Annotated in this window: 21 protein-coding genes; 13 read left to right on the top strand and 8 right to left on the bottom strand. The window is 59.0% G+C overall.

Going from position 1 to position 25,843, the window contains the following annotated elements:
- Positions 1–5: 5 nt before the first annotated feature.
- Both KGB24_RS20100 and KGB24_RS20095 read left to right on the top strand, forming a co-directional pair.
- Entirely contained in the window at positions 6–3,305 is a 3,300-nt protein-coding gene (locus KGB24_RS20100; RefSeq protein WP_317846470.1) for a transporter substrate-binding domain-containing protein, read from the top strand.
- 50 nt (positions 3,306–3,355) lie between these two features.
- On the top strand, positions 3,356–6,298 hold the full coding sequence (locus KGB24_RS20095; RefSeq protein WP_223415841.1) for an HD domain-containing phosphohydrolase: 2,943 nt from the start codon (positions 3,356–3,358) through the stop codon (positions 6,296–6,298).
- Here KGB24_RS20095 and KGB24_RS20090 read toward each other — a convergent pair whose 3' ends face one another.
- Together KGB24_RS20090 and KGB24_RS20085 are read right to left on the bottom strand one after the other, a co-directional pair.
- Complete coding sequence (locus tag KGB24_RS20090) at positions 6,299–6,781, bottom strand: GAF domain-containing protein (protein ID WP_223415840.1); 483 nt, start codon at positions 6,779–6,781, stop codon at positions 6,299–6,301.
- The gene (locus KGB24_RS20085; protein ID WP_008030353.1) at positions 6,778–7,668 is read right to left on the bottom strand and encodes an ATP-binding protein; all 891 of its coding nucleotides are present in this window, start codon (positions 7,666–7,668) and stop codon (positions 6,778–6,780) included. Before KGB24_RS20085 ends, KGB24_RS20090 begins: the two co-directional genes overlap by 4 nt.
- Positions 7,669–7,833: 165 nt before the next feature.
- Between KGB24_RS20085 and KGB24_RS20080 the strand changes: the two genes are divergently transcribed.
- Positions 7,834–10,155 carry a response regulator gene (locus KGB24_RS20080; RefSeq protein WP_008030354.1) on the top strand — a complete coding sequence of 774 codons (2,322 nt, stop codon included), beginning with the start codon at positions 7,834–7,836 and terminating at the stop codon, positions 10,153–10,155.
- On the opposite strand, the gene KGB24_RS20075 is transcribed toward KGB24_RS20080, so the two are convergent.
- From KGB24_RS20075 to msrB, 3 genes are all read right to left on the bottom strand, one after another.
- The gene (locus tag KGB24_RS20075; protein ID WP_008030355.1) at positions 10,139–10,600 is read right to left on the bottom strand and encodes a MarR family winged helix-turn-helix transcriptional regulator; all 462 of its coding nucleotides are present in this window, start codon (positions 10,598–10,600) and stop codon (positions 10,139–10,141) included. The genes KGB24_RS20080 and KGB24_RS20075 overlap by 17 nt on opposite strands.
- Positions 10,597–11,082 carry a glutathione peroxidase gene (locus KGB24_RS20070; RefSeq protein WP_008030357.1) on the bottom strand — a complete coding sequence of 162 codons (486 nt, stop codon included), beginning with the start codon at positions 11,080–11,082 and terminating at the stop codon, positions 10,597–10,599. Before KGB24_RS20070 ends, KGB24_RS20075 begins: the two co-directional genes overlap by 4 nt.
- A 199-nt stretch (positions 11,083–11,281) precedes the next feature.
- Positions 11,282–11,674, bottom strand: coding sequence for a peptide-methionine (R)-S-oxide reductase MsrB (gene msrB / locus KGB24_RS20065; protein WP_223415839.1), 393 nt, complete (start codon positions 11,672–11,674; stop codon positions 11,282–11,284).
- 226 nt (positions 11,675–11,900) lie between these two features.
- On the opposite strand from msrB, the gene KGB24_RS20060 reads away from it, so the two are divergent.
- Both KGB24_RS20060 and htpX read left to right on the top strand, forming a co-directional pair.
- Positions 11,901–13,112, top strand: coding sequence for a pyridoxal phosphate-dependent aminotransferase (locus tag KGB24_RS20060; protein WP_008030363.1), 1,212 nt, complete (start codon positions 11,901–11,903; stop codon positions 13,110–13,112).
- A 318-nt stretch (positions 13,113–13,430) separates the two neighbouring features.
- Positions 13,431–14,318: a protease HtpX gene (gene htpX / locus KGB24_RS20055; protein ID WP_008030365.1), complete on the top strand. Its 888-nt coding sequence runs from the start codon at positions 13,431–13,433 to the stop codon at positions 14,316–14,318.
- 173 nt (positions 14,319–14,491) lie between these two features.
- Here htpX and KGB24_RS20050 read toward each other — a convergent pair whose 3' ends face one another.
- Positions 14,492–15,148 carry a thiopurine S-methyltransferase gene (locus KGB24_RS20050; protein WP_008030367.1) on the bottom strand — a complete coding sequence of 219 codons (657 nt, stop codon included), beginning with the start codon at positions 15,146–15,148 and terminating at the stop codon, positions 14,492–14,494.
- A 102-nt stretch (positions 15,149–15,250) separates the two neighbouring features.
- Here KGB24_RS20050 and KGB24_RS20045 point away from each other — a divergent pair, with 102 nt between their 5' ends.
- Positions 15,251–16,018: a DODA-type extradiol aromatic ring-opening family dioxygenase gene (locus KGB24_RS20045; protein WP_192419337.1), complete on the top strand. Its 768-nt coding sequence runs from the start codon at positions 15,251–15,253 to the stop codon at positions 16,016–16,018.
- 29 nt (positions 16,019–16,047) lie between these two features.
- On the opposite strand, the gene KGB24_RS20040 is transcribed toward KGB24_RS20045, so the two are convergent.
- Positions 16,048–16,761, bottom strand: coding sequence for a UTRA domain-containing protein (locus KGB24_RS20040; protein ID WP_223415838.1), 714 nt, complete (start codon positions 16,759–16,761; stop codon positions 16,048–16,050).
- A 349-nt stretch (positions 16,762–17,110) separates the two neighbouring features.
- Between KGB24_RS20040 and KGB24_RS20035 the strand changes: the two genes are divergently transcribed.
- The 6 genes from KGB24_RS20035 (at position 17,111) to KGB24_RS20010 (ending at position 22,463) form a co-directional block, all read left to right on the top strand.
- Positions 17,111–18,175, top strand: coding sequence for an ABC transporter substrate-binding protein (locus KGB24_RS20035; protein WP_008030373.1), 1,065 nt, complete (start codon positions 17,111–17,113; stop codon positions 18,173–18,175).
- Between the two features lie 178 nt (positions 18,176–18,353).
- Positions 18,354–19,160 (top strand): alkaline phosphatase family protein, encoded by an 807-nt coding sequence (locus tag KGB24_RS20030; protein ID WP_223415837.1) that lies wholly within the window; start codon positions 18,354–18,356, stop codon positions 19,158–19,160.
- A gap of 5 nt (positions 19,161–19,165) precedes the next feature.
- Positions 19,166–20,002 (top strand): ABC transporter permease, encoded by an 837-nt coding sequence (locus KGB24_RS20025; RefSeq protein WP_162130714.1) that lies wholly within the window; start codon positions 19,166–19,168, stop codon positions 20,000–20,002.
- Positions 19,989–20,789, top strand: a complete 801-nt coding sequence (locus KGB24_RS20020) for an ABC transporter permease (protein ID WP_223415836.1) — start codon at positions 19,989–19,991, stop codon at positions 20,787–20,789. Before KGB24_RS20025 ends, KGB24_RS20020 begins: the two co-directional genes overlap by 14 nt.
- A complete protein-coding gene (locus KGB24_RS20015; protein ID WP_008030381.1) occupies positions 20,786–21,775 on the top strand; it encodes an ABC transporter ATP-binding protein in 990 nt (329 codons plus the stop codon). Before KGB24_RS20020 ends, KGB24_RS20015 begins: the two co-directional genes overlap by 4 nt.
- A 34-nt stretch (positions 21,776–21,809) precedes the next feature.
- Entirely contained in the window at positions 21,810–22,463 is a 654-nt protein-coding gene (locus tag KGB24_RS20010; RefSeq protein ID WP_192419335.1) for an HAD family hydrolase, read from the top strand.
- A 115-nt stretch (positions 22,464–22,578) separates the two neighbouring features.
- On the opposite strand, the gene KGB24_RS20005 is transcribed toward KGB24_RS20010, so the two are convergent.
- Positions 22,579–23,541 (bottom strand): zinc-binding dehydrogenase, encoded by a 963-nt coding sequence (locus KGB24_RS20005; protein ID WP_223415835.1) that lies wholly within the window; start codon positions 23,539–23,541, stop codon positions 22,579–22,581.
- A 138-nt stretch (positions 23,542–23,679) separates the two neighbouring features.
- Here KGB24_RS20005 and KGB24_RS20000 point away from each other — a divergent pair, with 138 nt between their 5' ends.
- A complete protein-coding gene (locus KGB24_RS20000; RefSeq protein WP_223415834.1) occupies positions 23,680–25,761 on the top strand; it encodes a carboxy terminal-processing peptidase in 2,082 nt (693 codons plus the stop codon).
- The last annotated feature ends 82 nt before the right edge of the window (positions 25,762–25,843 follow it).

Here is a 25,843-nt window from a genome sequence, read left to right as displayed (position 1 = left end):
ACAGGATGCCCAGTCGCATAAAGGATTATCTGCTACTCATGGCCGCCGTATGCCTGACCTCTTCGGTGCTTGCCGCACAGCCAGCCAGCGAGCACTACAACCTGCTCAGTCGCTCAACGGCCGGACACCTGGACGTCCAACTGGATCAAGCACAACAACAATGGATCAGCGGTAAACGGCAACTGATTCTCGGCACGTCAGCGCCGGACTACCCACCTTTCGACCTGACCGTCAGCGGCCAGGATTACGAAGGTTTCACCGCCGATTACGCGGGCCTCCTCGGCAAGGCCATCGGTTTGCCGATCAAGGTGCAGCGCTTCGCGTCCCGAGGGGCTGCGATCAAGGCGCTCGAAAAAGGCGAGGTCGATCTGCTCGGCACCGCCAATGGCTTTGAGGCTCACAACACCGATATTGTGCTTTCAACCCCCTACGCCGTGGACCAGCCGGTTCTGGTGACACGGGAAGGAGAAACCCGATCCCTGACCGACGGCCTCGCCGGTCTGCGGCTGAGCATGGTGTATCACTATTTGCCGCTGGAGGAAGTCCGGGCCCTGTATCCCAAAGCCGTTATCACGTCTTATCCGTCCTATCAGAATGCAATCAATGCCGTGGCTTTCGACCAGGCTGACGTCTTCCTCGGCGACACCATCTCGACCCACTACATGATCAACAAGGGTTACCTGAACAATATCCGCATGGCCAACTTCGGCAAACACGAGGCCCACGGATTCAGTTTTGCCGTGCACAAAGACAACCCGGAATTGCTCGCAATCATCAACGCGATGCTCATGGCCATCCCCGCCAGCGAGCGGGAAAACATTGCCGAACGCTGGAGTGCCGGCAGCGACATTCTGCTCACCGACCAGAAACTGCAGCTCACCCACCTCGAAGAACGCTGGCTCGCGCAACATCCGGTGGTGCGCGTGGTGGTCAATGAAGCCTATGCACCACTGACGTTTTTCGACAGCGATGGCAACTTTCGCGGCGTTACCGCAGACCTGCTCGAACTGATCAGATTGCGTACCGGCCTGCGCTTCGATATCCGACGCAGCCGAAGCGACGACGAGATGATCAAACAGATCAAAGACCATCAGGCCGACGTGATCGCCGCCCTGCTACCCAGCGCCGAACGTGAAACGATCCTGAACTTCACCCGTCCCTATCTGCAAAACTCCTTTGTGTTGCTGACGCGCAAAGCCACCGACAGCCCGATCAACCTTGAGCAACTGCAAGGCAAGCGCCTGACCATCGCCCAAGGCAACCCACTGGTGGATTACCTGCGTCGCGAGTTCCCGCGAATCAAGCTGATAGAGACGCCAGACACGTTCAGCGCGGTTGAGTTGCTCGCCGAAGGCAAAGCGGAAGGTGCGGTGAACTCACTGGTGATCGCCAACTACTTCATGTCATCGCGTCTCTTTGAACACACGCTTCAGATCAGCACCACCATCGGCACCCGCCAGGCCGCGTTCTCGCTGGCGACCGGGCAAGACGCCAAAGAACTCAACGCCATCCTCAACAAGGCGCTGCTGAGCATCGCGCCGGAAGAGCTTGGCATCATCAACAGCCGCTGGCGTGGCTATTCGGCGTCGTCGCAAAGTACCTGGCGCAACTACCAGCGATTGTTCTATCAGATCGTTATCGGTGCCGGCGTACTGCTGCTGATTTCCGCGGCGTGGAACGCTTACATGCGTCGCCAGATAAAACAACGCCAGGCGGCTGAGCGTGCGTTGAACGATCAATTGCGTGAACGGCGACAGCTGTTCGACGAGCTGCGCTGCGCGAAAGATCGCGCCGATGAAGCCAACCGGGCCAAAAGCACGTTCCTGGCGACCATGAGCCATGAAATCCGCACCCCGATGAATGCCGTCATCGGCATGCTCGAACTGACGCTGAGGCGGATCGATCGCAACCATCCGGATCGCCCGGCCATCGACGTGGCGTACAACTCGGCGAAGGACCTGCTGGCACTAATCGGGGACATTCTCGACATCGCCCGCATCGAATCCGGACGCCTGAGCCTGAGCCCGCAACGCGTCAATCCGCTTGAAATCATCGGCTCGGTTGCAAGGATCTTCGATGGGCTGGCCCGCCAGAAAAACCTCGATCTGCGACTTGAGTTCAACCCGGCCAACCCGCCCGTCGGTGTCCTGCTGGACCCAATGCGTTTCAAGCAGGTGCTGTCGAATCTGGTCAGCAACGCCATTAAATTCACCGAGCAAGGCGAGGTCAGAATCACCGTTGAGTTGCTCCCGGGCACCGAGCCCGGGCACATCCGGATGCTGTTGCTGGTTGAGGACAGCGGCATCGGTATCAGCGAACAGGATCAGCAACGGCTGTTCGAACCTTTCGCCCAGGCCAATGACCAAGGGCAGGCCGGCAGAGGCGGCGCCGGGTTGGGTCTGGTGATCAGCCGAAGCCTGTGCGAAATGATGGGCGGCAGCCTGCATTTGAGCAGCCAGCCGGGGGTAGGCACGCAGGTTCAGGTTTCGCTGCACCTGGCCACAGTGCCCGTCGAACAGGTGCCGAAAGCTGCTGAAGTGCCCATCCACACGACGACGCCCTTGAACGTTCTGGTGGTCGACGATCACCCGGCCAATCGCTTGCTGATGTGTCAGCAACTGGAGTTTCTGGGGCATCGATTCAGCGTCGCAGAAGACGGCGAAGCTGGACTGGAAGCGTGGAAAAACGGGCTGTTCGACCTGGTGATTGTCGATTCCAACATGCCGGTCATGAACGGATACGAGCTGACCCGCGCCATTCGCCGCCATGAACAGCATTCGAAACGACCGCCCTGCACCGTGCTCGGCTTCACCGCCAACGCACAGCCCGAAGAGTTACTGCGCTGCAAACAAGCCGGGATGGACGACTGCCTGTTCAAGCCACTGACGCTGACCGCGTTGAGCGAATGGGTGGCCGGCATCAAACCGCCCGTTCGCGATCCCGCCTTCAGCCTGCAAGGTCTGCACCTGTTGACCGGTGGCAATCCCGTGATGGACAGGCGATTGTTGACCGAGCTGCAGAGCAGTAACCGCCAGGACCTGCTAGCGCTGCGGGCATTATCCCGGTCAAAAGACCCGCGGGCTTTTCTCGACATCGCCCACAAAATCAAGGGCGCCGCGCGCATTGTCCAGGCCACCCGTTTGATGGACAGCTGCGAGGCGCTTGAGCAGGTCTGCCATGGCGTCTTCCATCACGAAGAAGTGGCGCAATGCTGCAAAGCCATGGAGCGCGCCATGCTTGAACTGGAACAGGCATTGCAGCAACAAATTGGACAAAACGACAAAAGCAGAATGACGGAGCATTAACTATGCTTGGGCGCTGAGCAGTGTGTTAAACATCATGGAGAGACCCTGCAATGACCAGCCCACTGCGCCCGGATCAACGACGGTTTCCCCTGCACGTCCATATCAGCGTGATGTTCACCTTCCTGTTGCTGCTGACTGGCGTGGTGCTGGGCATTTTCAACTATGGGCAAACCACGCAAATCATTCTGTCCAGCAGTGAGAAGCTCTTCGAGCGCATCGAGCAAGATGTCCGCCTGGACCTGCACGCCACCTATGGGCCCATTCGCCATCTGTTGAGCCTGTTGGTGTTCAACCCGGCGGCGCAGGCGCCTGACCTGGAGCAGCGCCTGGCATTGCTCAAACCCTTCAGTCAGTCGCTCAAGGACAATCCTGACCTGGCCTCGCTGTATCTGGGCTACGACAACGGTGATTTTTTCATGGTTCGCCCCTTGCGAACCGCCGCCCTGAAAGCGCTGCTCAAGGCCCCGGACAAGGCGGTTTATCAAGTCTGGAGCATCGAGCAGAACCGCGGCCCGGTGCATTCCCAGTCATTGTTTTTCGATCAGGACCTGAACCTCCTCAGCCGTCACGACAACCCCGACGACACCTACGATCCGCGCACCCGCGCCTGGTACTCCAGCGCTCGCGGCGACAGCGATCAGATCACCACCGAGCCCTACCTCTTTTTCTCCACCCGCAATATCGGCACCACCCTCGCCCGGCGCAGCGGCGAGCACGCCATCATGGGCGCCGACCTGACCCTGGCGGAACTGTCCGCGACGCTGGCCAAGCACGTTGTAACCCCCAATACCGAAATCGTGCTGTTCGATGCCCAGGGCAATGCCATCGCATACCCCGACAGCAACAAACTGATCGTCGACGATCAGACCGCACGCTTGAGCAAGGCTGCCGACCTGAGTCCCGGCCTCGGCGCATTGCTGAACAACCCGCCAACAGGCAATCGGCTGAGGGCCGCCGGCCGGCAGTGGATCGTTGCCCGCAGCAGCATGCAGGAAGGTGGTCCGCAGGGGCTGCAACTGGCGCTGCTGGTACCGGAAGACGAATTGCTCGCCGATGCCTACCGCATGCGTTGGCAGGGCGCGCTGATTACGCTGGCCACGTTGCTTTTGTGCCTGCCCTTGGGCTGGTTGACCTCCAGAATTCTGGTCACCCCCCTGCGTGCTCTGGTGCAGGAAGCCGATGCGATTCGCAGTTTCAATTTCAAATTTCCGGCCTCCCGTCGCTCTCCGGTACTCGAAGTCGACCAACTGAGCGTGTCGATGGCGCGCATGAAAGACACCCTGGCGAGCTTTTTCCGGATCACCGACAGCCTGAGCGCCGAGACCCGGTTTGCCCCCTTGCTGGAAAGGGTGTTGTTCGAAACCGTGAAAATCGGACAGGCCCAGGCGGGCCTGATCTATCTGCGGGAAAATGACGGCGATCGCATGACACCTCATGGCCTGGTCATCAACGACATTTCACAGGCATTGCCCGCGTTCGACATTCGCAGCCATGAACTCCAGGACCCACAGAGCCCTGCCTGGCTACAGCAGCTGTCGCATGCCGACAACGTGGTCACCAGCCTCGGTTTCGACCAAGTGGGGGATTTGCAGAAAGTGTTGCTGGCGATGGAATGCCCGCGGGTGCATCTGATCGGTATCCGCCTGCACAATCGCCATAACGAAACCGTGGGCCTGCTGGTCCTGTTGCTGGCGGACAGCGGCGATCAAAGTGATCTGGAAAAGCTTCGTCCGGACCGTATCGCGTTCCTTCAGGCTGTGTCCGGCGCGGCCGCCGTGAGTATCGAAAGTCAGCGCCTGCAAGCCAAACAAAAACAGCTGCTGGACGCGTTCATTCAACTGCTGGCCGGTGCCATCGACGCGAAAAGCCCTTACACCGGCGGCCATTGTCAGCGAGTGCCGGCGCTTACGTTGATGCTCGCCCAGGCTGCCGCGGCGAGTCAGGACCCAGCCTTCAGCAGTTATCAACCGACCGAGGACGAGTGGGAGGCGCTGCACATCGCCGCCTGGCTACATGACTGCGGCAAGGTCACCACGCCGGAGTACGTGGTCGATAAAGCCACCAAGCTGGAAACCCTGAACGACCGCATCCACGAAATCCGCACCCGCTTCGAAGTGCTCAAGCGCGACGCCTGGATCAGCTACTGGCAAGCCATTGCCCTGGGCGGTGACGAGCAGCACCTGGCAGAGCTGCGCGATGCCACTCTGGCGGCGCTGGACGATGATTTCGCGTTTGTTGCCCGCTGCAATCTGGGCGGCGAGGCGATGGCCGAGTCCGATTTGCAGCGCCTGCGCAGCCTGGCCCAGCGCACCTGGACCCGAACCCTTGATGACCGACTGGGCGTTTCCTGGGAAGAGAACCGGCGTCAGGCGCGAACATCGGCGCCGACCCTGCCGGTCAGCGAGCCGCTGCTGGCGGACAAACCGGAGCACCTGTTCGAACGCGCCGAAGGCGAGCTGATGCCGGAAGACAATCCCTGGGGTTTCAAACTCGATGTGCCCCACTACAAGTACAACCGGGGCGAACTCTACAACCTGAGCGTTGCCCGAGGCACGTTGACGCGCGAGGAGCGTTACATCATCAATCACCACATGGTGCAGACGATCCTGATGCTCAGCCACCTGCCCTTCCCCGGCCACCTCAACAACGTCGCGGAAATCGCCGGCGGCCACCACGAAAAAATGGACGGCACCGGTTATCCAAAACAGTTGAAGCGCGAGGAAATGAGCCTGCCGGCGCGGATGATGGCGATAGCCGATATTTTCGAAGCGCTGACCGCCGCCGATCGTCCCTACAAGAAAGCCAAGCCGTTGAGCGAAGCACTGGGCATCATGGCCACCATGTGCCGTGACGCCCACATCGACCCGGAACTGTTCAGGCTGTTCATCAACGCCGAAATCTACCGGCAATACGCCGAGCGATATCTCGATCCGCAACAGATCGATGCCGTAGACCCGCCAGGCCTGCTGGCCAAGGCAGGCTTGAGGGCGTGATCAGCAGTCGGTCAGGCGCAGGAAGATGGCCGCCAGCTTTTCAATCCCGGCTTGATCATGTTCGGTGAAGCGCGCCAGTTTCGGGCTGTCGAGATCCAGCACGCCGATCATGCGACCGTCCTTGACCAGCGGCACGACCAGTTCGCTGTTCGACGCGCTGTCGCAGGCGATGTGCCCGGGAAAGGCGTGCACGTCTTCGACCAACTGAGTCTGCAACGTCGCCGCCGCTGTCCCGCACACGCCACGACCGAACGGGATGCGTACGCAAGCGATCTGCCCCTGGAACGGACCCAGCACCAGCTCTTCATTGCGATTGAGGTAGAAACCGGCCCAGTTCAAGTCGTCGAGCTGGTTGTACAGGAACGCGGAAAACTGTGCGGCGTTGGCGATGAAATCACGCTCGTCCGCCAGCAAGGATTCCAGTTGCGCGTGCAGCATGCCGTAGCCTTCGAGGCCTTGGCCGCTTTGTTGTAAATCGATCATGCCTTGTGCTCCAACAGCTTCAGCCCGACCCAATAGCGGGCAAATTGATAGGCGCAACGTCCGTTGCGATTGCCTCGGCCGGTGGCCCAACGCACCGCGAGGATGTCCAGTTCTTCGTCACGCTGCCACTTCAGGCCGGCCTTGTCGGCCAGTTGACCGATCCAGTGCTCGACCACATTAAGGAAGTGTTCCTGCGTAAACGGATAGAACGACAACCACAGGCCGAAACGGTCTGACAGCGCGATCTTGTCTTCCACAGCCTCGCTGGGGTGCAATTCGCCGTCGACCCTTTTCCAGTTTTCGTTATCGCTTTCCTTTTCCGGCACCAGGTGGCGACGGTTGGAAGTGGCGTACAGCAAAACGTTGTCCGGCGCCTGTTCGAGAGAGCCGTCGAGCACGCTCTTGAGCACGCGATAGTCGCCCTCGCCTGCCTCAAACGACAGGTCATCGCAGAACAGCACGAAACGTTGGGGCAGTTTGGCGATTTGCTCGACCACACGCGGCAAGTCCGCCAAGTGATCGCGTTCGATCTCGATCAGTCGCAGACCGGTCTTGGCGTGTTCGGCCAGCAGCGCGCGCACCAGCGACGATTTACCGGTGCCACGCGAGCCCCAGAGCAACGCGTGGTTGGCTGGCATGCCGTCGAGGAATTGTTGAGTGTTTCGGCCCAGTTGCTCTACTTGGCGGTCAACACCGATCAGGTCGGACAGCCGCGTATCGAGGCTGACCTGCAGCGGCAGCAGAAAACCGCTGCGCCCTTCCCGCTGCCAGCGTGCGGCCAGGCAATGCGTCCAGTCGATGGCTTGCCGAGGTGCGGGCAAGAGCGGTTCGATACGGGCCAGAACGGCATCGGCGCGTTCAAGAAAAGCATTCAATCGGGAATCCACGTCTTCTCCTCGGGCACGTTCACAGTAATGATGGCGCTACAGCGACGAAATACAGCATTCACAGACCTGTTCATCCCGTGCACAAGGGCTCGCGAGAACATCGGTATCCATGCATGATCGACTATGCTTGAGCAGCGAAGGGAAACGGAAGTGGTTCGACACCCCATGGATATCAAGTTCACCAACCGGCTGTCCTACAAGCAAGCCCGGCTTACCGTGCTGGTCGGTTTCATTCTGGGTACGCTGCTCAGCCTGCTGCAAATAGGCATCGATTATGCCAGTGAAGACGCCTCCATCAACCGTGAAATAGTGTCTTTGCTGGAAATCAGCCATAACCCCGCTTCGCGCATTGCCTACAACATCGACGCCGAACTCGCCCAGGAACTGACCCTGGGCCTGCTGCGCTCACCGGCGATCATCGCTGCGCAACTCACCGACAACAACGGCTCGGTACTGGCCAGCGTCAAGCGCCCGCCATCGCAGAGCAGCTATCGGGTGATCAGCGATTTCCTGTTCGGTGCCAACCGAGCGTTCGAAGACCGGCTGTATCTGGATCACTTGCCCAACGAATCCCTTGGCACCTTGCGCCTCGAAGTCGACACCTATTCTTTCGGCAACCGCTTCCTGCGTCGGGCCGAAGTGACCCTGCTCAACGGCTTTGCCCGCAGCCTGATCCTGACCGGCATCCTGCTGGCGCTGTTCTATGTGATGCTGACCAAACCGCTGGTGCGGGTTATCCGCGAACTCAGCAGCCGCGATCCGCGCAGTGTCGAACCGACCTGGCTGGAGTATCCGAGCGGGCATAAAAACGATGAGATCGGCGTGCTGGTCAAGGTTGCCAACCAGCAATTCGAGAACATTGCCACTGAAATCCAGCAGCGGCGCAACGCTGAAAACCGTTTGACCGATTACCTCGGGCAACTGGAAAACATCGTGTCGGCGCGTACCGCCGAACTCAAGGCGATCAACAGCCGGCTCAGCCAGTCCAACCAGGAACTGGAAGTCGCGCGCAGCACCGCCCTGGACATGGCCGAGGCACGCTCGGTATTTCTCGCAAACATGAGCCACGAGATCCGTACGCCCCTCAATGGCTTGCTGGGGATGATCGCGCTGTCCCTCGACGGCCCGCTCAATGCCGAGCAACAGCAACAACTGTCTATCGCCCATGACTCGGGCAAAGTGCTGGTGGAGTTGCTCAACGATATTCTCGACCTGTCGAAATTCGACGCCGGTCAGCTCGAACTCGAACACATTCCGTTCGACCTCGGTTCGCTGATCGAGGACACCGCCAACCTGCTGTCGCAAAACGCGGCGCCAAGCGTCGAACTGACGTGCCTGATCGAACCGACATTCCCGGCGCTGGTGCTCGGTGACCCGACCCGGGTCCGGCAGATAGTCAGCAACCTGTTGTCCAACGCCCTCAAATTCACCCGTTTCGGTCGGGTCGATGTTCGCCTGTCGACGTACGAAGACGGCGTCAGAATCGAAGTCTGCGACACTGGCATCGGCATCGCCCAGGACGCTCAGGTCAAGATTTTCCAGCCATTCACCCAGGCCGGCGCCGGCATTACCCGACAGTTTGGCGGCACCGGGCTGGGGCTGGCGCTGACTTACAACCTCTGCGAAGCCATGCAAGGGCGCCTCACCATCAGCTCGGAAGCCGGTTTCGGCAGCCAGTTCTGCGCCGACCTGCCGCTGCCGAGCCACACCCGCGCCTTCGCCCCGGCCACGCTGCACGGCAAGGTGATCGCGATCACCACCGCCAGCAGCGGCCTGGCGGAGCTGTTGAAGAGTTTGTTGCCGGGTTGGGGGCTCGACTATCAGCAGCGTTCGATCGATGACGCGATGATCGGTCTGAAGCCCGATGTGGTCATCACCGATTGCCCGGAATGCCTGTTTCGCCTGCGCCCCACCTGTACCGCACCGATTCTGCTGGTGACCGCTTACGGCAGTTTCATGCCCAGCGAACAGGCCAGCGCCCTGGCGCCATTACAACAACAGGCCCGGCCTCTGGCGCGCAATGCGCTTTACCAGACACTGCGGCGAGTGTTGCAACCGGAAATCAACACCATCAACGATGCGCGACTGGAGGCGCTCACTCCCCAGCGGCGCGGACGGGTGCTGCTGGTGGAGGATAATCCGGTCAATCAATTGGTGGCCAAGGGCATGCTCGGAAAACTCGGCTGCGAGGTGATTGTCGCCGCCCACGGCGGCGAGGCCCTGGATCAACTGGAGCAAAGCGAATTCGATCTGGTGCTGATGGACTGCAACATGCCGGTAATGGACGGCTACGAAGCCAGTCGGCAAATCCGTCGCAGCGGTCGCTGGCCGCAATTGCCCATCGTCGCCCTGACCGCCAACGCCATGTCCGAAGAACGCGAACGCTGCCGTGCGTCAGGCATGAGCGATTACCTGGCCAAACCCTTCCGCCGGGAAGAGTTGGCTGCCCTGCTGGACCTGTGGATGCCCGCTACGACAGTGCCTTGATTTGTCCCAACAAGTGATCAAGCCCCTCGCGCAGATCATTCAAGCGATCCAGATCGACACCGCTGTCACACAACAGTCGGGCTTTGAGCGGCCCGACCTGATCGCGCAACGCCTTGCCCGTAGGCGACAGGCTCAGGTGCACTTCACGCTCATCCCGCGCTGAACGCTGTCGCTGCACCAGTTGCAGTTGTTCAAGTCGCTTGAGCAGCGGCGTCAACGTGCCGGAATCCAGCGCCAGACGCTCGCCCAACGCCTTGACCGTCGGCTGCTCCGGTGCTGCCTCCTGCCATTCCCACAAAACCAGCATCGCCAGGTATTGCGGGTACGTCAGGCCGAGCTGATCGAGCATCGGCTTGTAAGCACGGATCACCGCCCGGGAAGCGGCGTACAGCTTGAAGCAGAGCTGGCTGTCGAGCTTCAGGGAATCGACGGACAAGGTATTCATTTGAGCAGGGCTTCGATCTCGCGGCTGAGGTCTTGCGGCTTGGTCGCGGGAGCGAAGCGCTTGACCAATTGGCCGTCCTTGCCGATCAGGAATTTGGTGAAGTTCCACTTGATGCCCTGAGAACCCAGAACACCCGGTGCGCGCTTTTTCAGCTGCACGAACAGCGGGTGGGCGTCGGCACCGTTAACGTCGATCTTTTTGAACAGCGGAAAGCTGACACCGAAGTTCAGTTCACAGAACTCGGAAATCGCGCCTTCATTGCCCGGCTCCTGCTTGCCGAATTGGTTGCACGGGAAACCGAGCACCACCAGCCCCTGATCCTTGTAGGTCTGCCACAGTTCTTCCAGCCCTTTGTATTGCGGCGTGAAGCCACATTTGCTCGCGGTGTTGACCACCAGCACCGCTTTGCCGGCGTAATCCGCCAGGGTCTTTTTCTCACCCTTGATGGTGGTGCAAGGGATGCTCAGCAGGTTGTCGCTCATGATTCGGACTCTCGAATGAAAGAAGATGAGACAAACATAGCGAGCAATTGAATTGTGTGCAATTTAATTAATCGATCCTCGACCACGCTACACAAACTGTAGGAGCTGGCTTGCCAGCGATGGCGTTCTCAAACGCAATGCAAAATTCGAGGGACTCATCGCTGGCAAGCCAGCTCCTACAAGGACTGCGGTGAAGTTACTAACGCGGAACGAGATCCAGGCACACCGAGTTGATGCAATACCGCAGGCCGGTCGGCGGCGGACCATCCGGGAACACATGCCCCAAGTGCGCATCGCATTTGGCGCAGACCACTTCGGTACGGATCATGCCGTGACTGACATCACGGATTTCAGTCATGGCGCTGTCGCCGATCGGCGCATAGAAACTCGGCCAGCCGCAGCCAGAGTCAAATTTGGTTTTTGAGTCGAACAGCGGCTCATTGCAGCAGATGCAGTGGTAAACACCGTCGGTTTTGGTGCCGTTGTACTTGCCGGAAAACGGCCGTTCGGTGCCCTTGAGGCGGCAAACGTTGTACTGCTCCGGATCGAGCATGGCCTTCCATTCTTCCAGGGTTTTTTCCAACTTTTCCATCATCACACCTCAGCAGCTGAAAAAGCCCGATCTGTACCTTTTCCACGGATCGGGCGGCACGTATGATTGCGCCTCGTCAAACGCCAGTCTGGCAGCCAGACCACGCGCATTCAAACGGATTTATGGGTGCTGCCTCTCAAGGCGCCAAGCCTGTGTGAATACGCAGGATTCCCAGTACGGTAGTTCATACACCGCCTGGATCGTTCATTTTCGGGAACACATCGCCATGCAGGTCAGCAAATCGAACAAGCTCGCCAACGTCTGCTACGACATTCGCGGCCCAGTGCTCAAGCACGCCAAACGCCTGGAAGAGGAAGGCCATCGCATCCTCAAGCTGAACATCGGCAACCCGGCGCCTTTTGGTTTCGAAGCGCCGGATGAAATCCTCCAGGACGTGATCCGCAACCTGCCGACCGCCCAGGGCTACAGCGATTCCAAAGGCCTGTTCAGCGCGCGTAAAGCCGTCATGCAGTACTACCAGCAGAAGCAGGTAGAAGGCGTCGGCATTGAAGACATTTACCTGGGCAACGGCGTTTCCGAGCTGATCGTGATGTCGATGCAAGCGCTGCTCAATAACGGCGACGAAGTGTTGGTGCCGGCTCCGGACTATCCGCTGTGGACTGCTGCCGTGAGCCTGTCGGGCGGCAACCCGGTGCATTACCTGTGCGACGAGCAGGCCAACTGGTGGCCGGACCTGGCCGACATCAAGGCCAAGATTACCCCCAATACCAAAGCGCTGGTGATCATCAACCCGAACAACCCGACCGGCGCGGTGTATTCGAAGGAAGTCCTGCTGGGCATGCTGGAACTGGCCCGTCAGCACAACCTGGTGGTGTTTTCCGACGAGATCTACGACAAGATCCTGTACGACGATGCCGTGCACATCTGCACCGCGTCCCTGGCCCCGGACCTGCTGTGCCTGACCTTCAACGGTCTGTCCAAGTCCTATCGCGTGGCCGGTTTCCGTTCTGGCTGGATTGCTATCTCCGGTCCGAAACATCACGCGCAAAGCTACATCGAAGGCATCGACATGCTGGCGAACATGCGCCTGTGTGCCAACGTGCCGAGCCAGCACGCGATCCAGACCGCCCTCGGGGGTTATCAGAGCATCAACGATCTGGTCCTGCCGCAAGGTCGCCTACTGGAACAACGCAACCGTACCTGGGAATTGCTCAACGACATTCCCGGTGTCAGCTGCGTCAAGCCGATGGGCGCGCTGTATGCGTTCCCGCGCATCGACCCGAAAGTCTGCCCGATCCACAACGACGAAAAATTCGTGCTCGACCTGCTCCTGTCGGAAAAGCTGCTGGTGGTTCAAGGCACCGCTTTCAACTGGCCATGGCCGGACCACTTCCGCGTCGTGACCCTGCCGCGTGTCGACGACCTGGACATGGCCATCGGACGAATCGGCAACTTCCTCAAATCCTATCGCCAGTAATCGGTCTGGCCGCGTGCGACTTTTCCACGAAAGTCGCACGAGGATTAATTCAGCAACATATCTTTAAGCCTCGCCGTACATCCCCACTGCAATCGCTGCCCGGTAGCAAGCTTTGTGACCGCGTCCAACAATCACGGGGCTCGCAACGCGAATCGGCTGACAAACACTTCCCCTGCCCACGTCGGAAATGCCCTGCAAGCGACTAGACTGTTGCTGTAGGACACAGTTTGAAATAGTCACCCGGTTGAATAGCCCGTTGCAGCACCTTATATACCCCGCAGTACGCTACATCTTTAGCAAAAGGAGATTTCTACAACCATGATGCGCATCCTGCTGTTTTTGGCCACTAACCTGGCGGTCGTGCTGATTGCCAGCATCACCCTGAGCCTTTTCGGCTTCAACGGGTTCATGGCGGCCAATGGGGTTGATCTCAACCTCAATCAGCTGCTGATTTTCTGTGCGGTCTTTGGTTTCGCCGGTTCCCTGTTCTCGCTGTTCATCTCCAAGTGGATGGCGAAGATGAGCACCAGCACCCAAATCATCACCCAGCCGCGCACACGTCACGAGCAATGGCTGCTGCAAACGGTCGAGCAACTGTCTCGCGAAGCCGGGATCAAGATGCCGGAAGTCGGGATTTTCCCGGCCTACGAGGCGAACGCGTTCGCCACTGGCTGGAACAAGAACGATGCACTGGTCGCTGTCAGCCAGGGCTTGCTCGAGCGATTCTCGCCGGATGAAGTGAAAGCCGTTCTGGCCCACGAAATCGGTCACGTGGCCAATGGTGACATGGTCACCCTGGCGCTGATCCAGGGCGTGGTGAACACCTTCGTCATGTTCTTCGCGCGGATCATCGGCAACTTTGTCGACAAGGTGATCTTCAAGAACGAAGAAGGCCAGGGCATCGCCTACTACATCGCGACCATCTTCGCCGAACTGGTCCTGGGCATTCTGGCCAGCTCCATCGTCATGTGGTTCTCGCGCAAACGCGAGTTCCGTGCCGACGAAGCCGGTGCACGCCTGGCGGGCACCAACGCGATGATTGGCGCACTGCAACGCCTGCGTGCGGAGCAAGGGCTGCCGGTGCACATGCCGGACACCCTGAATGCTTTCGGCATCAACGGTGGCATCAAACAGGGGTTCGCCCGCATGTTCATGAGCCACCCGCCGCTGGAAGAGCGCATCGACGCATTGCGTCGTCGGGGCTGATTTGACTCGGCACTAAAAGAAAAGGCCCGCAGTGATGCGGGCCTTTTTTTGTCTGCTTGATTAATGCGGTGTTCATCAGGACCTCTTCGCGGGCAAGCCTCGCTCCTACAGGAGATTGCGGTCAACTGTGGGAGTGAGCCTGCTCGCGATGGGGCCAGTGCAAGCAACATCAATTACCGGGCAGAAACCCGATAAACCCGCTCCTCAAGCCGCGTCACGCCGCTTTCGACGAATTTCCAGCTCTCACCCAGAACGTCCTGATCCTCCAGAATCTTCAACGACCACACAGCCCCGAACAACCGCTGCACTTCATCATCAAGCACGGCAAACGGCGGTCCGTCCTTTTGCGTCTGGTCGTAATCCAGTGTGATCAAAAGCCCCAACGCGTCCTTTGGCAAAATCCGGTTCAAATGAGCCGCGTATTGCTCGCGCATGGCCGGCGGCAGAGCGATCAATGCCGCCCGATCGTACAGGCCGGCGCAATCGGCAACATCGCCGGCCGTCAACTCGAAGAAATCACCACACCACAACTCAATCGAGCCTGCGCGATAGACCTTGAAGGGCCCCTGCTCAGTGATGTTCGGGTCAAAGTGATGTTCGCTGAAGAAATCTTCGACAGCCTTTTCCGACAGCTCAATTCCCAGGACTTCATGCCCTTGGTGCGCCAGCCACAACAAATCCAGACTTTTCCCACACAACGGCACCAGTACGCGCGCCCCCTCCTCCAGCCCCAATTGCGGCCAGAAACGTTGCAGATAAGGGTTCACCTGCGGCAGATGGAAGCCGATCTGATTCGACTGCCATCGCTTGTGCCAAAACTCCGGCTGCATAAATATCTCCGAAAATTCGATCAAAACACCCTAAAACTTATATTAGATTTAGATCAATGATCTGACTGAAGATGGGCCCATCTTACTCTCAGGAGCTCCTTCATGTTCCCCAGCCTTTATATCTCTCATGGCTCACCCATGCTGGCACTGGAACCCGGTGCCAGTGGGCCGGCCCTCGCGCGCCTGGCTGCCGAATTGCCGAAACCCCGGGCCATCGTGATTGTTTCCGCGCATTGGGAAAGCAATGAATTGCTGGTCAGCGGCAATCCACAGCCTGAAACCTGGCATGACTTCGGCGGCTTTCCCAAGGCGTTGTTCGAGGTGCAATACCCGGCACCCGGCGATCCACAACTGGCCGCTGAGGTTGTCGAGTTGCTGAAACGCAGTGACCTGCCCGCCCGCATCGACAGTAAACGGCCCTTCGACCATGGCGTCTGGGTGCCGTTGTCGTTGATGTATCCGCAGGCGGATATCCCGGTGGTGCAAGTCTCGCTACCAACACGCGGCGGTCCTGCGCTGCAAACCCGCGTCGGCCATGCCCTGAGCAGCCTGCGCGAACACGGCGTGCTGTTGATCGGTTCCGGCAGCATCACCCACAACCTGCGCGAACTGGACTGGCACGCCGGACCGGAAAGCGTAGAACCGTGGGCGAAGGTGTTTCGCGACTGGATGATCGAGAAACTTGAGGCCAACGACGAAGCCGCGTTACACGACTATCGCCAGCAAGCACCGAACGCCGTGCGCAACCACCCGAGCGATGAACATTTGTTGCCGTTGTACTTTGCCCGCAGTGCCGGCGGAGCATTCAGCGTCAGCCACCAGGGTTTCACCATGGGCGCGCTGGGCATGGACATTTACCGCTTCGGGTAATGAAAAACCAAGACCTGCGGCGGCCAGGCTCAGACCACATCAACACCGACATGGATCGCATCGTGCCGCCAGAACTCCAGGTCACAATCGATCAACCGCTCGTGTTGGTCGTAATTGACCCGGGCAATGCGCAATCCCGGGCTGCCGACCGACACCCGTAACGCCGCCGCCGCATCCACCGACAACGCCGTCGGCACGATCTCGAAGCGCACCCGCCCGTAATGCAAATCGTAATGCCGCGCGTACAGCTCGGTGATCGACTGATTCAGATCAAACTTCAGAATCCCCGGAAAATACTGTGGATTGAGGTAGTGCTCCACGTACAACACCAGCCGCTCATCAATTCGCCGCGCGCGGCAAATCTGAATCACGCTCGACAACGCCGGTAACTGCAACCAGGCACAGACCGCCGCCGACGCAGGCTGCAAGCGTGCCGAAATCACCTCGGTAGACGGCACCCGCCCTTGAGCGCTGACCATCGCGTGAAAGTGGCTGCGCTGCATCAGGTTGTAAGCCAGGCGCGGTGGCGACACGAACCAGCCCCGGCGCTCTTCGCGATAAATCTGCCCTTGAGCCTCCAGCTGCAACAACGCTTCGCGCACGGTAATGCGTGTCGTGCCGAACAACTCACTGAGCTTGCGCTCCGCCGGTAACTTGCTGCCAGGCGCCAACAGGCCGTGGTCGAGCTGTTCCTGAAGAACCTGCCCGATGGCTGTCACCGCTTTGGTTGTCTCGATGCGCATCAACGTTACCTATCTGGACTAGACCAGCACTGTTTCGGAGCAGAACCGTCATTTGAAACGACTCCGTCAACTTTCAGCAAGCCTAGGCACTGCACATGACTGACAGATGACAAAGGTGCTGAACGGTGCAGTCAAACGTGTGCAATTTAACGGCCAAGTCCTTTCATATCAGTTCTTTAGCCATGGTCTACGCTTACTCGCAAGCCTGAGCGTTGATCTGAAGAAAATGCAGACGGACCGCTGGTCGACATCAAAATGTCATCAGGGGCGCCTAGATTGGCTCAGGTATTGCTGACCTAGACCAACACAACCGCAATCGCAGCGTTGAAAACGCCCAAAGGAGCTTCGGATGAAAAAGCTTTTCCTGGCATCACTGTTAGGTTCGACCATTGCCATGTGCACCGCCGCCATGGCGGCTGATGATTTGAAAACCCTCGAAGCCGCTGCGAAAGCGGAAGGTGCGGTCAACAGCGTCGGCATGCCCGATGACTGGGCCAACTGGAAAGGCACCTGGGAAGACCTGGCCAAGATCTACGGCCTGAAACACATCGACACCGACATGAGCTCGGCGCAGGAAATCGCCAAGTTCGCCGCTGAAAAAGACAACGCCACGGCCGACATCGGCGACGTCGGTGCAGCGTTCGGCCCTATCGCGGTCAAGCAAGGCGTGGTCCAGCCGTACAAGCCAAGCACCTGGGATCAGGTGCCTGCCTGGGCGAAGGATAAGGACGGCAACTGGGCACTGGCCTACACCGGCACCATCGCGTTCATCGTCAACAAAAAGCTGCTGCACGGTTCGGAAGCGCCGACCAAATGGGCCGACCTTAAAACCGGTAAATACAAAGTATCCATCGGTGACGTGAGCACCGCCGCTCAGGCCGCCAACGGCGTTCTGGCGGCAGCCCTTGCCAACGGCGGCGACGAGAAAAACCTTCAGCCTGCCCTGTTGCTGTTCGCTGACATTGCGAAACAAGGCCGCCTGTCCATGGCCAACCCGACGATTGCCACCATGGAAAAGGGTGAAATCGAGGTCGGCGTGGTCTGGGACTTCAACGGTCTGAGCTACAAGGCCAAGATGGCCAATCCGGATGACTACGTGGTGTTGATCCCCTCCGATGGTTCGGTGATTTCCGGTTACACCACCATCATCAACAAATACGCCAAGAACCCGAACGCCGCCAAACTGGCTCGTGAATACATCTTCAGCGATGCCGGTCAGATCAACCTGGCCAAGGGTAACGCCCGTCCGATCCGTGCCGAGCACCTGACCCTGCCAGCCGAAGTCCAGGCCAAGCTGCTGCCGAACGAGCAGTACAAAAAGGTCACGCCGATCAAAGACGCGGATGCGTGGGAAAAAACTTCCAAGGCTCTGCCGCAGAAGTGGAACGAAGAAGTCATCGTCGAGATGAAGTAACCCGGTAAAACCCACATTGGATGCTTGATGAAGATCCAATGTGGGAGCGGGCTTGCTCGCGAATGCGGCTGTCCATTCGACACATATGTTGAATGTGATAACGCATTCGCGAGCAAGCCCGCTCCCACAGTGGACCGCGTTAAATCCCATATTCCCGTTTTCGCGGAGTCCCGCCCCTATGAAGCACAACGTCATCCTTGTCGTGCTCGACGGCCTCAATTACGAGGTTGCGTGCCACGCCATGGGGCACCTGCAGGCTTACGTCGGCGCAGGACGCGCGGCACTCTACAAACTGGAGTGCGAACTGCCGGCCCTGTCCCGTCCGCTGTATGAATGCATCCTGACCGGCGTCACGCCGATCGATAGCGGTATCGTTCACAACAACGTTTCGCGCCTGTCCAACCAACGCAGCATTTATCACTACGCCAGCGAAGCGGGCCTGAAAACCGCTGCTGCGGCTTATCACTGGGTCAGCGAGCTGTACAACCGTTCGCCGTTCGTGGCCGCCCGCGACCGTCACACCGACGCCCCCGAATTGCCGATCCAGCACGGTCATTTCTACTGGAACGATCACTACCCGGACTCGCACCTGTTCGCCGACGCGGAACACCTGCGCCTGCGTCATGCACCGAATTTTCTCCTGGTGCACCCCATGAACATCGACGACGCCGGGCACAAGCACGGCCTCGACACCCCGCAATACCGTAACAGTGCACGCTCGGCGGACATTATCCTCGCCGACTACCTGCAAGGCTGGCTCGACGCCGGTTACCAGGTGCTGGTGACCGCCGACCACGGCATGAACAACGACCGCTCCCACAACGGTCTGCTGCCGGAGGAACGCGAAGTGCCACTATTCGTGCTCGGTGACGCCTTCAGCTTCAACGCCGGCGCCGAACCGAAACAGACAGACATCTGCGGCACCGTCTGCGAACTGCTGGGCGTGGCCCACGACAAACCAGTGTGCCGGGAGCTGCTCAAGTGAATGCCATGACTCGCGGCAAATGGCTGGCGGCCTTGTGCCTCGTGCCCTTCGCACTGTTTTTTATCGTCTTCGAGATCGCCCCACTCATCTGGGTGATGATCAACAGTCTGCAATCGGAAGAGTTCGGCTGGGGCCTGGCCAACTTCACCAAAATCTTCAATTCGAAGTTCTATTTGCAGGCGATCCAGTACAGCCTCGAGATCAGTTTCTGGTCCAGCGTGTTCGGGATCATCATCGCGGTGCTCGGCGCTTATTCCCTGCGCCGTGTCGATTCGAAGCTGCGCAACTTCGTCAACGCCTTCGCCAACATGACCAGCAACTTTGCCGGCGTGCCTTTGGCCTTCGCGTTCATCATCCTGCTGGGTTTCAACGGCAGCATCACCATCATGCTCAAGCAGGCCGGGATCATTCAGGATTTCAACCTGTACTCGAAAACCGGGCTGATCATTCTCTACACGTATTTCCAGATCCCACTCGGTGTGCTGCTGCTCTACCCGGCCTTCGACGCCCTGCGCGAGGACTGGCGTGAATCTGCCGCGCTGCTGGGCGCCAACGGCTGGCAGTTCTGGCGACACATCGGTTTGCCGGTGCTGACGCCGGCACTGCTCGGCACCTTCGTGATCCTGCTGGCCAACGCCCTCGGCGCCTACGCCACGGTTTACGCACTGACCACCGGCAACTTCAACGTGCTGCCGATCCGTATTGCGGCGATGGTCTCCGGTGACATTTCCCTGGACCCGAACCTCGCCAGTGCGCTGGCCGTTGTGCTGGTGGCGTTGATGACCCTGGTCACCATCGTGCATCAGCTGCTGTTGAAGAGGAGCTACCATGTCTCGCGCTGAATTGGGCCCCGTCGGTATCTATCACCGCGTCGTGGTTCACCTGCTGTTTGCCATTCTGTTGCTGCCACTGGTTGGCACGCTGATCTACTCGATTGCCAGCAGTTGGTCGGCGACCATTCTGCCCAGCGGCTTCACCGTCAAATGGTATGTGCAGCTGTGGAGCGATCCGCGATTCCTGAGTGCTTTTGGCCAATCGCTGCTGGTCTGTATCGGTGCGCTGATCCTGTCGGTGGTGCTGATTCTGCCGCTGCTGTTCGTGGTGCATTACCACTTCCCGAAACTCGATGCGCTGATGAACATCCTGATCCTGCTGCCCTTCGCGGTGCCGCCGGTGGTGTCGTCGGTGGGGCTGTTGCAGCTCTACGGTTCGGGGCCGTTCGCGATGGTTGGCACGCCGTGGATTCTGATCGGCTGCTACTTCACCGTGGCGCTGCCGTTCATGTACCGCGCGATCACCAACAACCTGCAAGCGATCAACCTGCGCGACCTGATGGACGCCGCCCAACTGCTCGGAGCCAGCACTTTTCAGGCGGCATTCCTGGTGGTGCTGCCGAACCTGCGCAAGGGTCTGATGGTGGCGTTGCTGCTGTCATTCTCGTTCCTGTTCGGTGAGTTCGTGTTCGCCAACATCCTCGTCGGCACCCGCTACGAAACCCTGCAGGTCTACCTCAACAACATGCGTAACAGCAGCGGCCACTTCACCAGTGCGCTGGTGATTTCCTACTTCTTCTTCGTACTGGTTCTGACCTGGGCGGCCAATATCTTGAACAAGGACAAAAGCGAATGAGCTATGTCAGCGTCCAACATCTGCAGAAAAACTATGCAGGCACCACCGTATTCAGCGACATCAACTGCGAAATCCAGAAGGGCGAATTCGTCACCCTGCTCGGCCCGTCCGGTTGCGGCAAATCCACGCTGCTGCGCTGCATCGCCGGGCTGACCTCGGTAGATGGCGGCAAGATCTTGCTGGATGGTGTCGACATCGTGCCGCTGAGCCCGCAGAAACGCGGGATCGGCATGGTGTTTCAAAGCTATGCGCTGTTCCCGAACATGACCGTGGAGCAAAACGTCGCCTTTGGTTTGCGCATGCAGAAGGTCAACAGCGACGACAGCCAAAAGCGCGTTGCCGAAGTATTGAAACTGGTGGAGCTCAACGATTTCGCCGCCCGTTATCCGCACCAACTGTCCGGCGGTCAATGCCAGCGCGTCGCCCTCGCCCGCTCATTGGTGACCCGTCCACGCCTGTTGCTGCTGGACGAACCGCTGTCGGCCCTTGATGCGCGAATTCGCAAGCATTTGCGCGAACAGATCCGTCAGATCCAGCGCGAGCTGGGCCTGACCACGATCTTCGTCACACACGATCAGGAAGAAGCGCTGACCATGTCTGACCGGATTTTCCTGATGAATCAGGGAAAGATCGTACAGAGCGGCGACGCCGAAACCCTCTACACCGCGCCGGTGGATGTGTTCGCTGCCGGCTTTATCGGCAACTACAACCTGCTCGACGCCGACAATGCCTCGAAATTGCTGCAACGACCGATTACGCATCGCATCGCGATTCGCCCGGAAGCCATCGAACTGAGCCTGAACGGCGAACTTGACGCACAAGTGCGCAGCCACAGCCTGCTGGGCAACGTGATTCGCTACCGGATCGAGGCCAGGGGCGTGGAATTGGTGGTGGATGTGCTCAACCGCTCGGCGGCCGATTTGCATCCCGATGGTCAGCGTCTGGCGCTTTCCATCGATCCGACGGCCCTGTGTGAGGTAGCCTGATGACTTTGCTGATGTTGAAGAGAGAACTGCACTGATGGCCCTGGCAATTTTTGATCTGGACGAAACCCTGATCCACGGCGACTGCGCCACCCTCTGGAGCGAACAGATGGGCCGGCTGGGCTGGGTCGATCCCGAGTCGTTCATGCGTCAGAACAACGAACTGATGGACGCTTACAGCCACGGCAAGTTGCGCATGGAGGAGTACATGGCCTTCAGCCTCGAACCGATGATCGGGCGCACACCCGAAGAGGTCGACCACTTGGTCGGGCCGTGGGTTGAAGACTTCATCGAACCGATCATCTTCAGCGACGCAACCAAAGCCATCGCAGCCCATCGCAAGGCCGGTGACCGGATACTGGTGATTTCGGCGTCGGGTACGCACCTTGTCAGGCCGATTGCCGACCGCTTGGGCATCGACGAGATTCTGGGCATCGAGCTGGAAGTGCTGCATGGGGTCTATAGCGGCAACACCGTCGGCACGCTGACCTACCGCGAAGGCAAGATCACCCGTTTACTGGAATGGCTGGATGCGGAAGAGGAAAACCTGGAGGGCGCGAGTTTCTATTCCGACTCACGTAACGATTTACCGCTGTTGCTGAAGGTAGATTTCCCACACGTGGTGAACCCTGATCCGGTATTGCGCGAGCACGCCGAAAAAGCCGGCTGGCCGATCCACCTCTGGAAATAACGCAAAACCCTGTAGGAGCGAGGCTTGCCCGCGAAGGCGTAATTACATTCAACACCTATGTTGACTGATACACCGCTTTCGCGGGCAAGCCTCGCTCCTACAGGGATCGGTGTTGTCAGGTCAGGCTTTCGTCGATCACCAACACCAACTTCCCCGCCACCTTGTTCGTCGCCAGCTCGGCAAATGCCGCTTCGGCATCCTTGATCGGGAAGGTCTTCGCCAACTGCGGGCTCAATCGCCCTTCGGCAAACAACGGCCAGACATGCAGGCGTAAATCACTGAACAAATCCGCCTTGAACTGATCGTCACGGCTGCGCAAGGTCGAACCCAGCAACTGCAAGCGTTTGGCCAGCACCTGCGCCAGATCCAGTTTTGCCTCACGGCCGCCCATCAGGCCAATCAACACCCAACGGCCATCGAGAGCCAGCAGCTTGAGGTTCAGCGCGGCGTAGTTGCCGCCGACCGGGTCGAGAATCACATCGAACGGCCCCAGGTCGCTCAAGCTGTCCAGATCGTCGGTGCGCACCACGCCACCCTGTGCACCCAGCGCTTCGCAATAGGCCAGACGCTCGGCAGAACCGACGCTGACCCAGCATGGGTTGCCAAACGCTTTGCACAGCTGAATGGCAGCTGAACCGATTCCACTTGCTCCGGCGTGAAGAAGAACTTTCTCACCCGGTTTGAGCGCAGCCAATTGAAACAAATTCAGCCAGACGGTCGCATAGACTTCGGGTAGCGCTGCCGCCTCGGCCAGGGACAATCCTTCGGGCACCGGCAGCACATGCCGTCCGTCGACAACCACCTCTTCGGCCATCCCGCCCCCGGCCAGCAAGGCGCAGACCCGATCACCGACCTGCCAGGACGAGCCCGGGCCAACCTCACTGATCACCCCGGAACACTCAAGACCCAGTACCTGACTGGCCCCCGGCGGTGGCGGATAAAGGCCCGCCTTCTGTAACAAATCGGCGCGATTGAGGCCCGCTGCCGCCACGCGAATGCGAACTTGCCCTACATCGCATGTAGGACCGGGCTCTTCAACCCACTCCACTTGACCGTCAACGCCTTGCAATGCTTTCACAGTGCCTCCATAGTGAGTCTGGACTGAGCCCGAAGCTGTAGCGCCGGGCTTTTTGCATTATGCGACCGGCCCTTGTGGTACCGGCGACTTCAAAGACGGCCTAATATGCGTTATCAATTGTCCCCGCGTCGAATCAGCATGAAGCATCTGTTCCCCAGCACCGCCCTCGCCCTATTTATTGGTATCGGCCTGATGCCGATGTCGAGCAATACGTTCGCAGCCAATAGCTGGGACAAGCTTCAGCCAGATCGTGACGAAGTGATCGCCAGTCTGAATGTCGTCGAGTTGCTCAAGCGTCACCACTACAGCAAGCCGCCGCTCGATGACGCGCGCTCCGTGATCATCTACGACAGCTACCTCAAGCTGCTGGATCCGTCGCGCAGCTATTTCATGGCCAGCGACATTGCCGAATTCGAGAAGTGGAAAACCCAGTTCGACGACTTCCTCAAAAGCGGCGACCTCAACGCCGGGTTCACCATCTACAAGCGCTATCTGGACCGCGTAAAAGCGCGTCTGGACTTTGCCCTTGCGGAGCTGAACAAGGGCGTCGACAAGATCGACTTCACCGCCAAGGAAACCTTGCTGATCGATCGCAAGGATGCGCCTTGGCTCAAATCCACCGCAGAGCTCGACGACCTGTGGCGCAAACGCGTCAAGGACGAAGTGCTGCGGATGAAAATTGCTGGCAAAGAGCCCAAGCAGATTCAGGAAACGCTAACCAAGCGTTACAAGAATCAGCTCTCGCGCCTGGACCAGACCCGTCCGGAGGATATCTTCCAGGCGTACATCAACACCTTCGCCATGTCCTACGACCCGCACACCAACTATCTGTCGCCGGATAACGCGGAAAACTTCGACATCAACATGAGCCTGTCCCTCGAAGGCATCGGCGCTGTGTTGCAGAGCGACAACGACCAGGTGAAAGTCGTGCGTCTGGTGCCGGCAGGTCCTGCCGACAAGACCAAGCAGGTCGCACCGGCCGACAAGATCATCGGCGTTGCCCAGGGCAACAAAGAGATGGTCGATGTGGTTGGCTGGCGCCTCGACGAAGTGGTCAAGCTGATCCGTGGTCCGAAAGGCACCGTGGTGCGCCTGGAAGTCATCCCGGCCAGCAATGCGCCGAACGACCAGACCTCCAAGATCGTGCCGATCACCCGCGAAGCGGTGAAGCTTGAAGACCAGGCGGTGAAAAAGTCGGTCCTCAACCTGAAACAGGATGGCAAGGACTACAAGCTCGGCGTCATCGAGATTCCAGCCTTCTACCTCGACTTCAAGGCCTTCCGTGCTGGCGATCCGGACTACAAGAGCACCACACGCGACGTCAAGAAACTGCTGACCGAGTTGCAGAAAGACAAGGTCGACGGCGTGGTCATCGACCTGCGCAACAACGGCGGCGGCTCCTTGCAGGAAGCCACCGAGCTGACCAGCCTGTTCATCGACAAAGGGCCGACCGTGCTCGTGCGTAACGCCGATGGCCGGGTCGATGTACTCGAAGATGAAAACCCGGGCGCCTTCTACAAAGGCCCGATGGCGTTGCTGGTCAACCGCCTGTCCGCCTCGGCCTCGGAGATTTTCGCCGGCGCCATGCAGGACTACCACCGCGCACTGATCATTGGCGGCCAGACCTTCGGCAAAGGCACCGTGCAGACCATTCAGCCGCTGAACCATGGCGAACTGAAACTGACCCTGGCCAAGTTCTACCGGGTTTCCGGCCAGAGCACCCAGCATCAGGGCGTACTGCCGGACATCGATTACCCGTCGATCATCGACACCAAGGAAATCGGCGAGAGCGCCCTGCCGGAAGCCATGCCGTGGGACACCATCCGCGCGGCCATCAAGCCTGCGGTCGACCCGTTCAAGCCATACATTTCGCAGCTCAAATCCGAGCATGACGTACGTTCGGCCAAAGACGCGGAGTTCGTGTTCATCCGCGACAAACTGGCCCTGGCGCAGAAACTGATGTCGGAAAAAACCGTCAGCCTCAATGAAGCCGAGCGTCGTGCCCAACACGCGGATATCGAAGCCAAGCAGCTTGCGATGGAAAACATCCGTCGCAAGGCCAAGGGCGAAGAGCCGCTCAAAGAGCTGAAGAAAGAAGACGAAGACGTCGCTGCAGCCGAGCCGGACAAGGTCAAACCAGAAGACGATGCCTACCTGAGCGAGACTGGTCGGATTCTGTTGGACTACCTGAAACTCAACACCGCGGTTGCCAAACACTAAGTTGTTACAAGCACGATGATGGCAATTTAATGCTGACGCCCCCTTAGCGTCATCAAACAGTCATCATTCTGTCGTGAAATAA

This window comes from Pseudomonas sp. BF-RE-25 (genome assembly GCF_019956105.1).
Classification (GTDB): Bacteria; Pseudomonadota; Gammaproteobacteria; order Pseudomonadales; family Pseudomonadaceae; genus Aquipseudomonas; species Aquipseudomonas migulae.
Note: the sequence above shows the minus strand (reverse complement) of the source record. Positions and strands in the feature narration are given on the sequence as shown.

Coding starts and splice junctions, on each gene's coding strand:
- KGB24_RS20060 (WP_008030363.1), top strand. CDS start 11,901: ATGCAGGTCAGCAAATCGAACAAGCTCGCCAACGTCTGCTACGACATT.
- KGB24_RS20000 (WP_223415834.1), top strand. CDS start 23,680: ATGAAGCATCTGTTCCCCAGCACCGCCCTCGCCCTATTTATTGGTATC.
- KGB24_RS20045 (WP_192419337.1), top strand. CDS start 15,251: ATGTTCCCCAGCCTTTATATCTCTCATGGCTCACCCATGCTGGCACTG.
- KGB24_RS20080 (WP_008030354.1), top strand. CDS start 7,834: ATGGATATCAAGTTCACCAACCGGCTGTCCTACAAGCAAGCCCGGCTT.
- htpX (WP_008030365.1), top strand. CDS start 13,431: ATGATGCGCATCCTGCTGTTTTTGGCCACTAACCTGGCGGTCGTGCTG.
- KGB24_RS20075 (WP_008030355.1), bottom strand. CDS start 10,600: ATGAATACCTTGTCCGTCGATTCCCTGAAGCTCGACAGCCAGCTCTGC.
- KGB24_RS20090 (WP_223415840.1), bottom strand. CDS start 6,781: ATGATCGATTTACAACAAAGCGGCCAAGGCCTCGAAGGCTACGGCATG.
- KGB24_RS20100 (WP_317846470.1), top strand. CDS start 6: ATGCCCAGTCGCATAAAGGATTATCTGCTACTCATGGCCGCCGTATGC.
- KGB24_RS20025 (WP_162130714.1), top strand. CDS start 19,166: ATGACTCGCGGCAAATGGCTGGCGGCCTTGTGCCTCGTGCCCTTCGCA.
- KGB24_RS20015 (WP_008030381.1), top strand. CDS start 20,786: ATGAGCTATGTCAGCGTCCAACATCTGCAGAAAAACTATGCAGGCACC.
- KGB24_RS20070 (WP_008030357.1), bottom strand. CDS start 11,082: ATGAGCGACAACCTGCTGAGCATCCCTTGCACCACCATCAAGGGTGAG.
- KGB24_RS20095 (WP_223415841.1), top strand. CDS start 3,356: ATGACCAGCCCACTGCGCCCGGATCAACGACGGTTTCCCCTGCACGTC.
- KGB24_RS20020 (WP_223415836.1), top strand. CDS start 19,989: ATGTCTCGCGCTGAATTGGGCCCCGTCGGTATCTATCACCGCGTCGTG.
- KGB24_RS20030 (WP_223415837.1), top strand. CDS start 18,354: ATGAAGCACAACGTCATCCTTGTCGTGCTCGACGGCCTCAATTACGAG.
- KGB24_RS20035 (WP_008030373.1), top strand. CDS start 17,111: ATGAAAAAGCTTTTCCTGGCATCACTGTTAGGTTCGACCATTGCCATG.
- KGB24_RS20050 (WP_008030367.1), bottom strand. CDS start 15,148: ATGCAGCCGGAGTTTTGGCACAAGCGATGGCAGTCGAATCAGATCGGC.
- msrB (WP_223415839.1), bottom strand. CDS start 11,674: ATGGAAAAGTTGGAAAAAACCCTGGAAGAATGGAAGGCCATGCTCGAT.
- KGB24_RS20010 (WP_192419335.1), top strand. CDS start 21,810: ATGGCCCTGGCAATTTTTGATCTGGACGAAACCCTGATCCACGGCGAC.
- KGB24_RS20040 (WP_223415838.1), bottom strand. CDS start 16,761: ATGCGCATCGAGACAACCAAAGCGGTGACAGCCATCGGGCAGGTTCTT.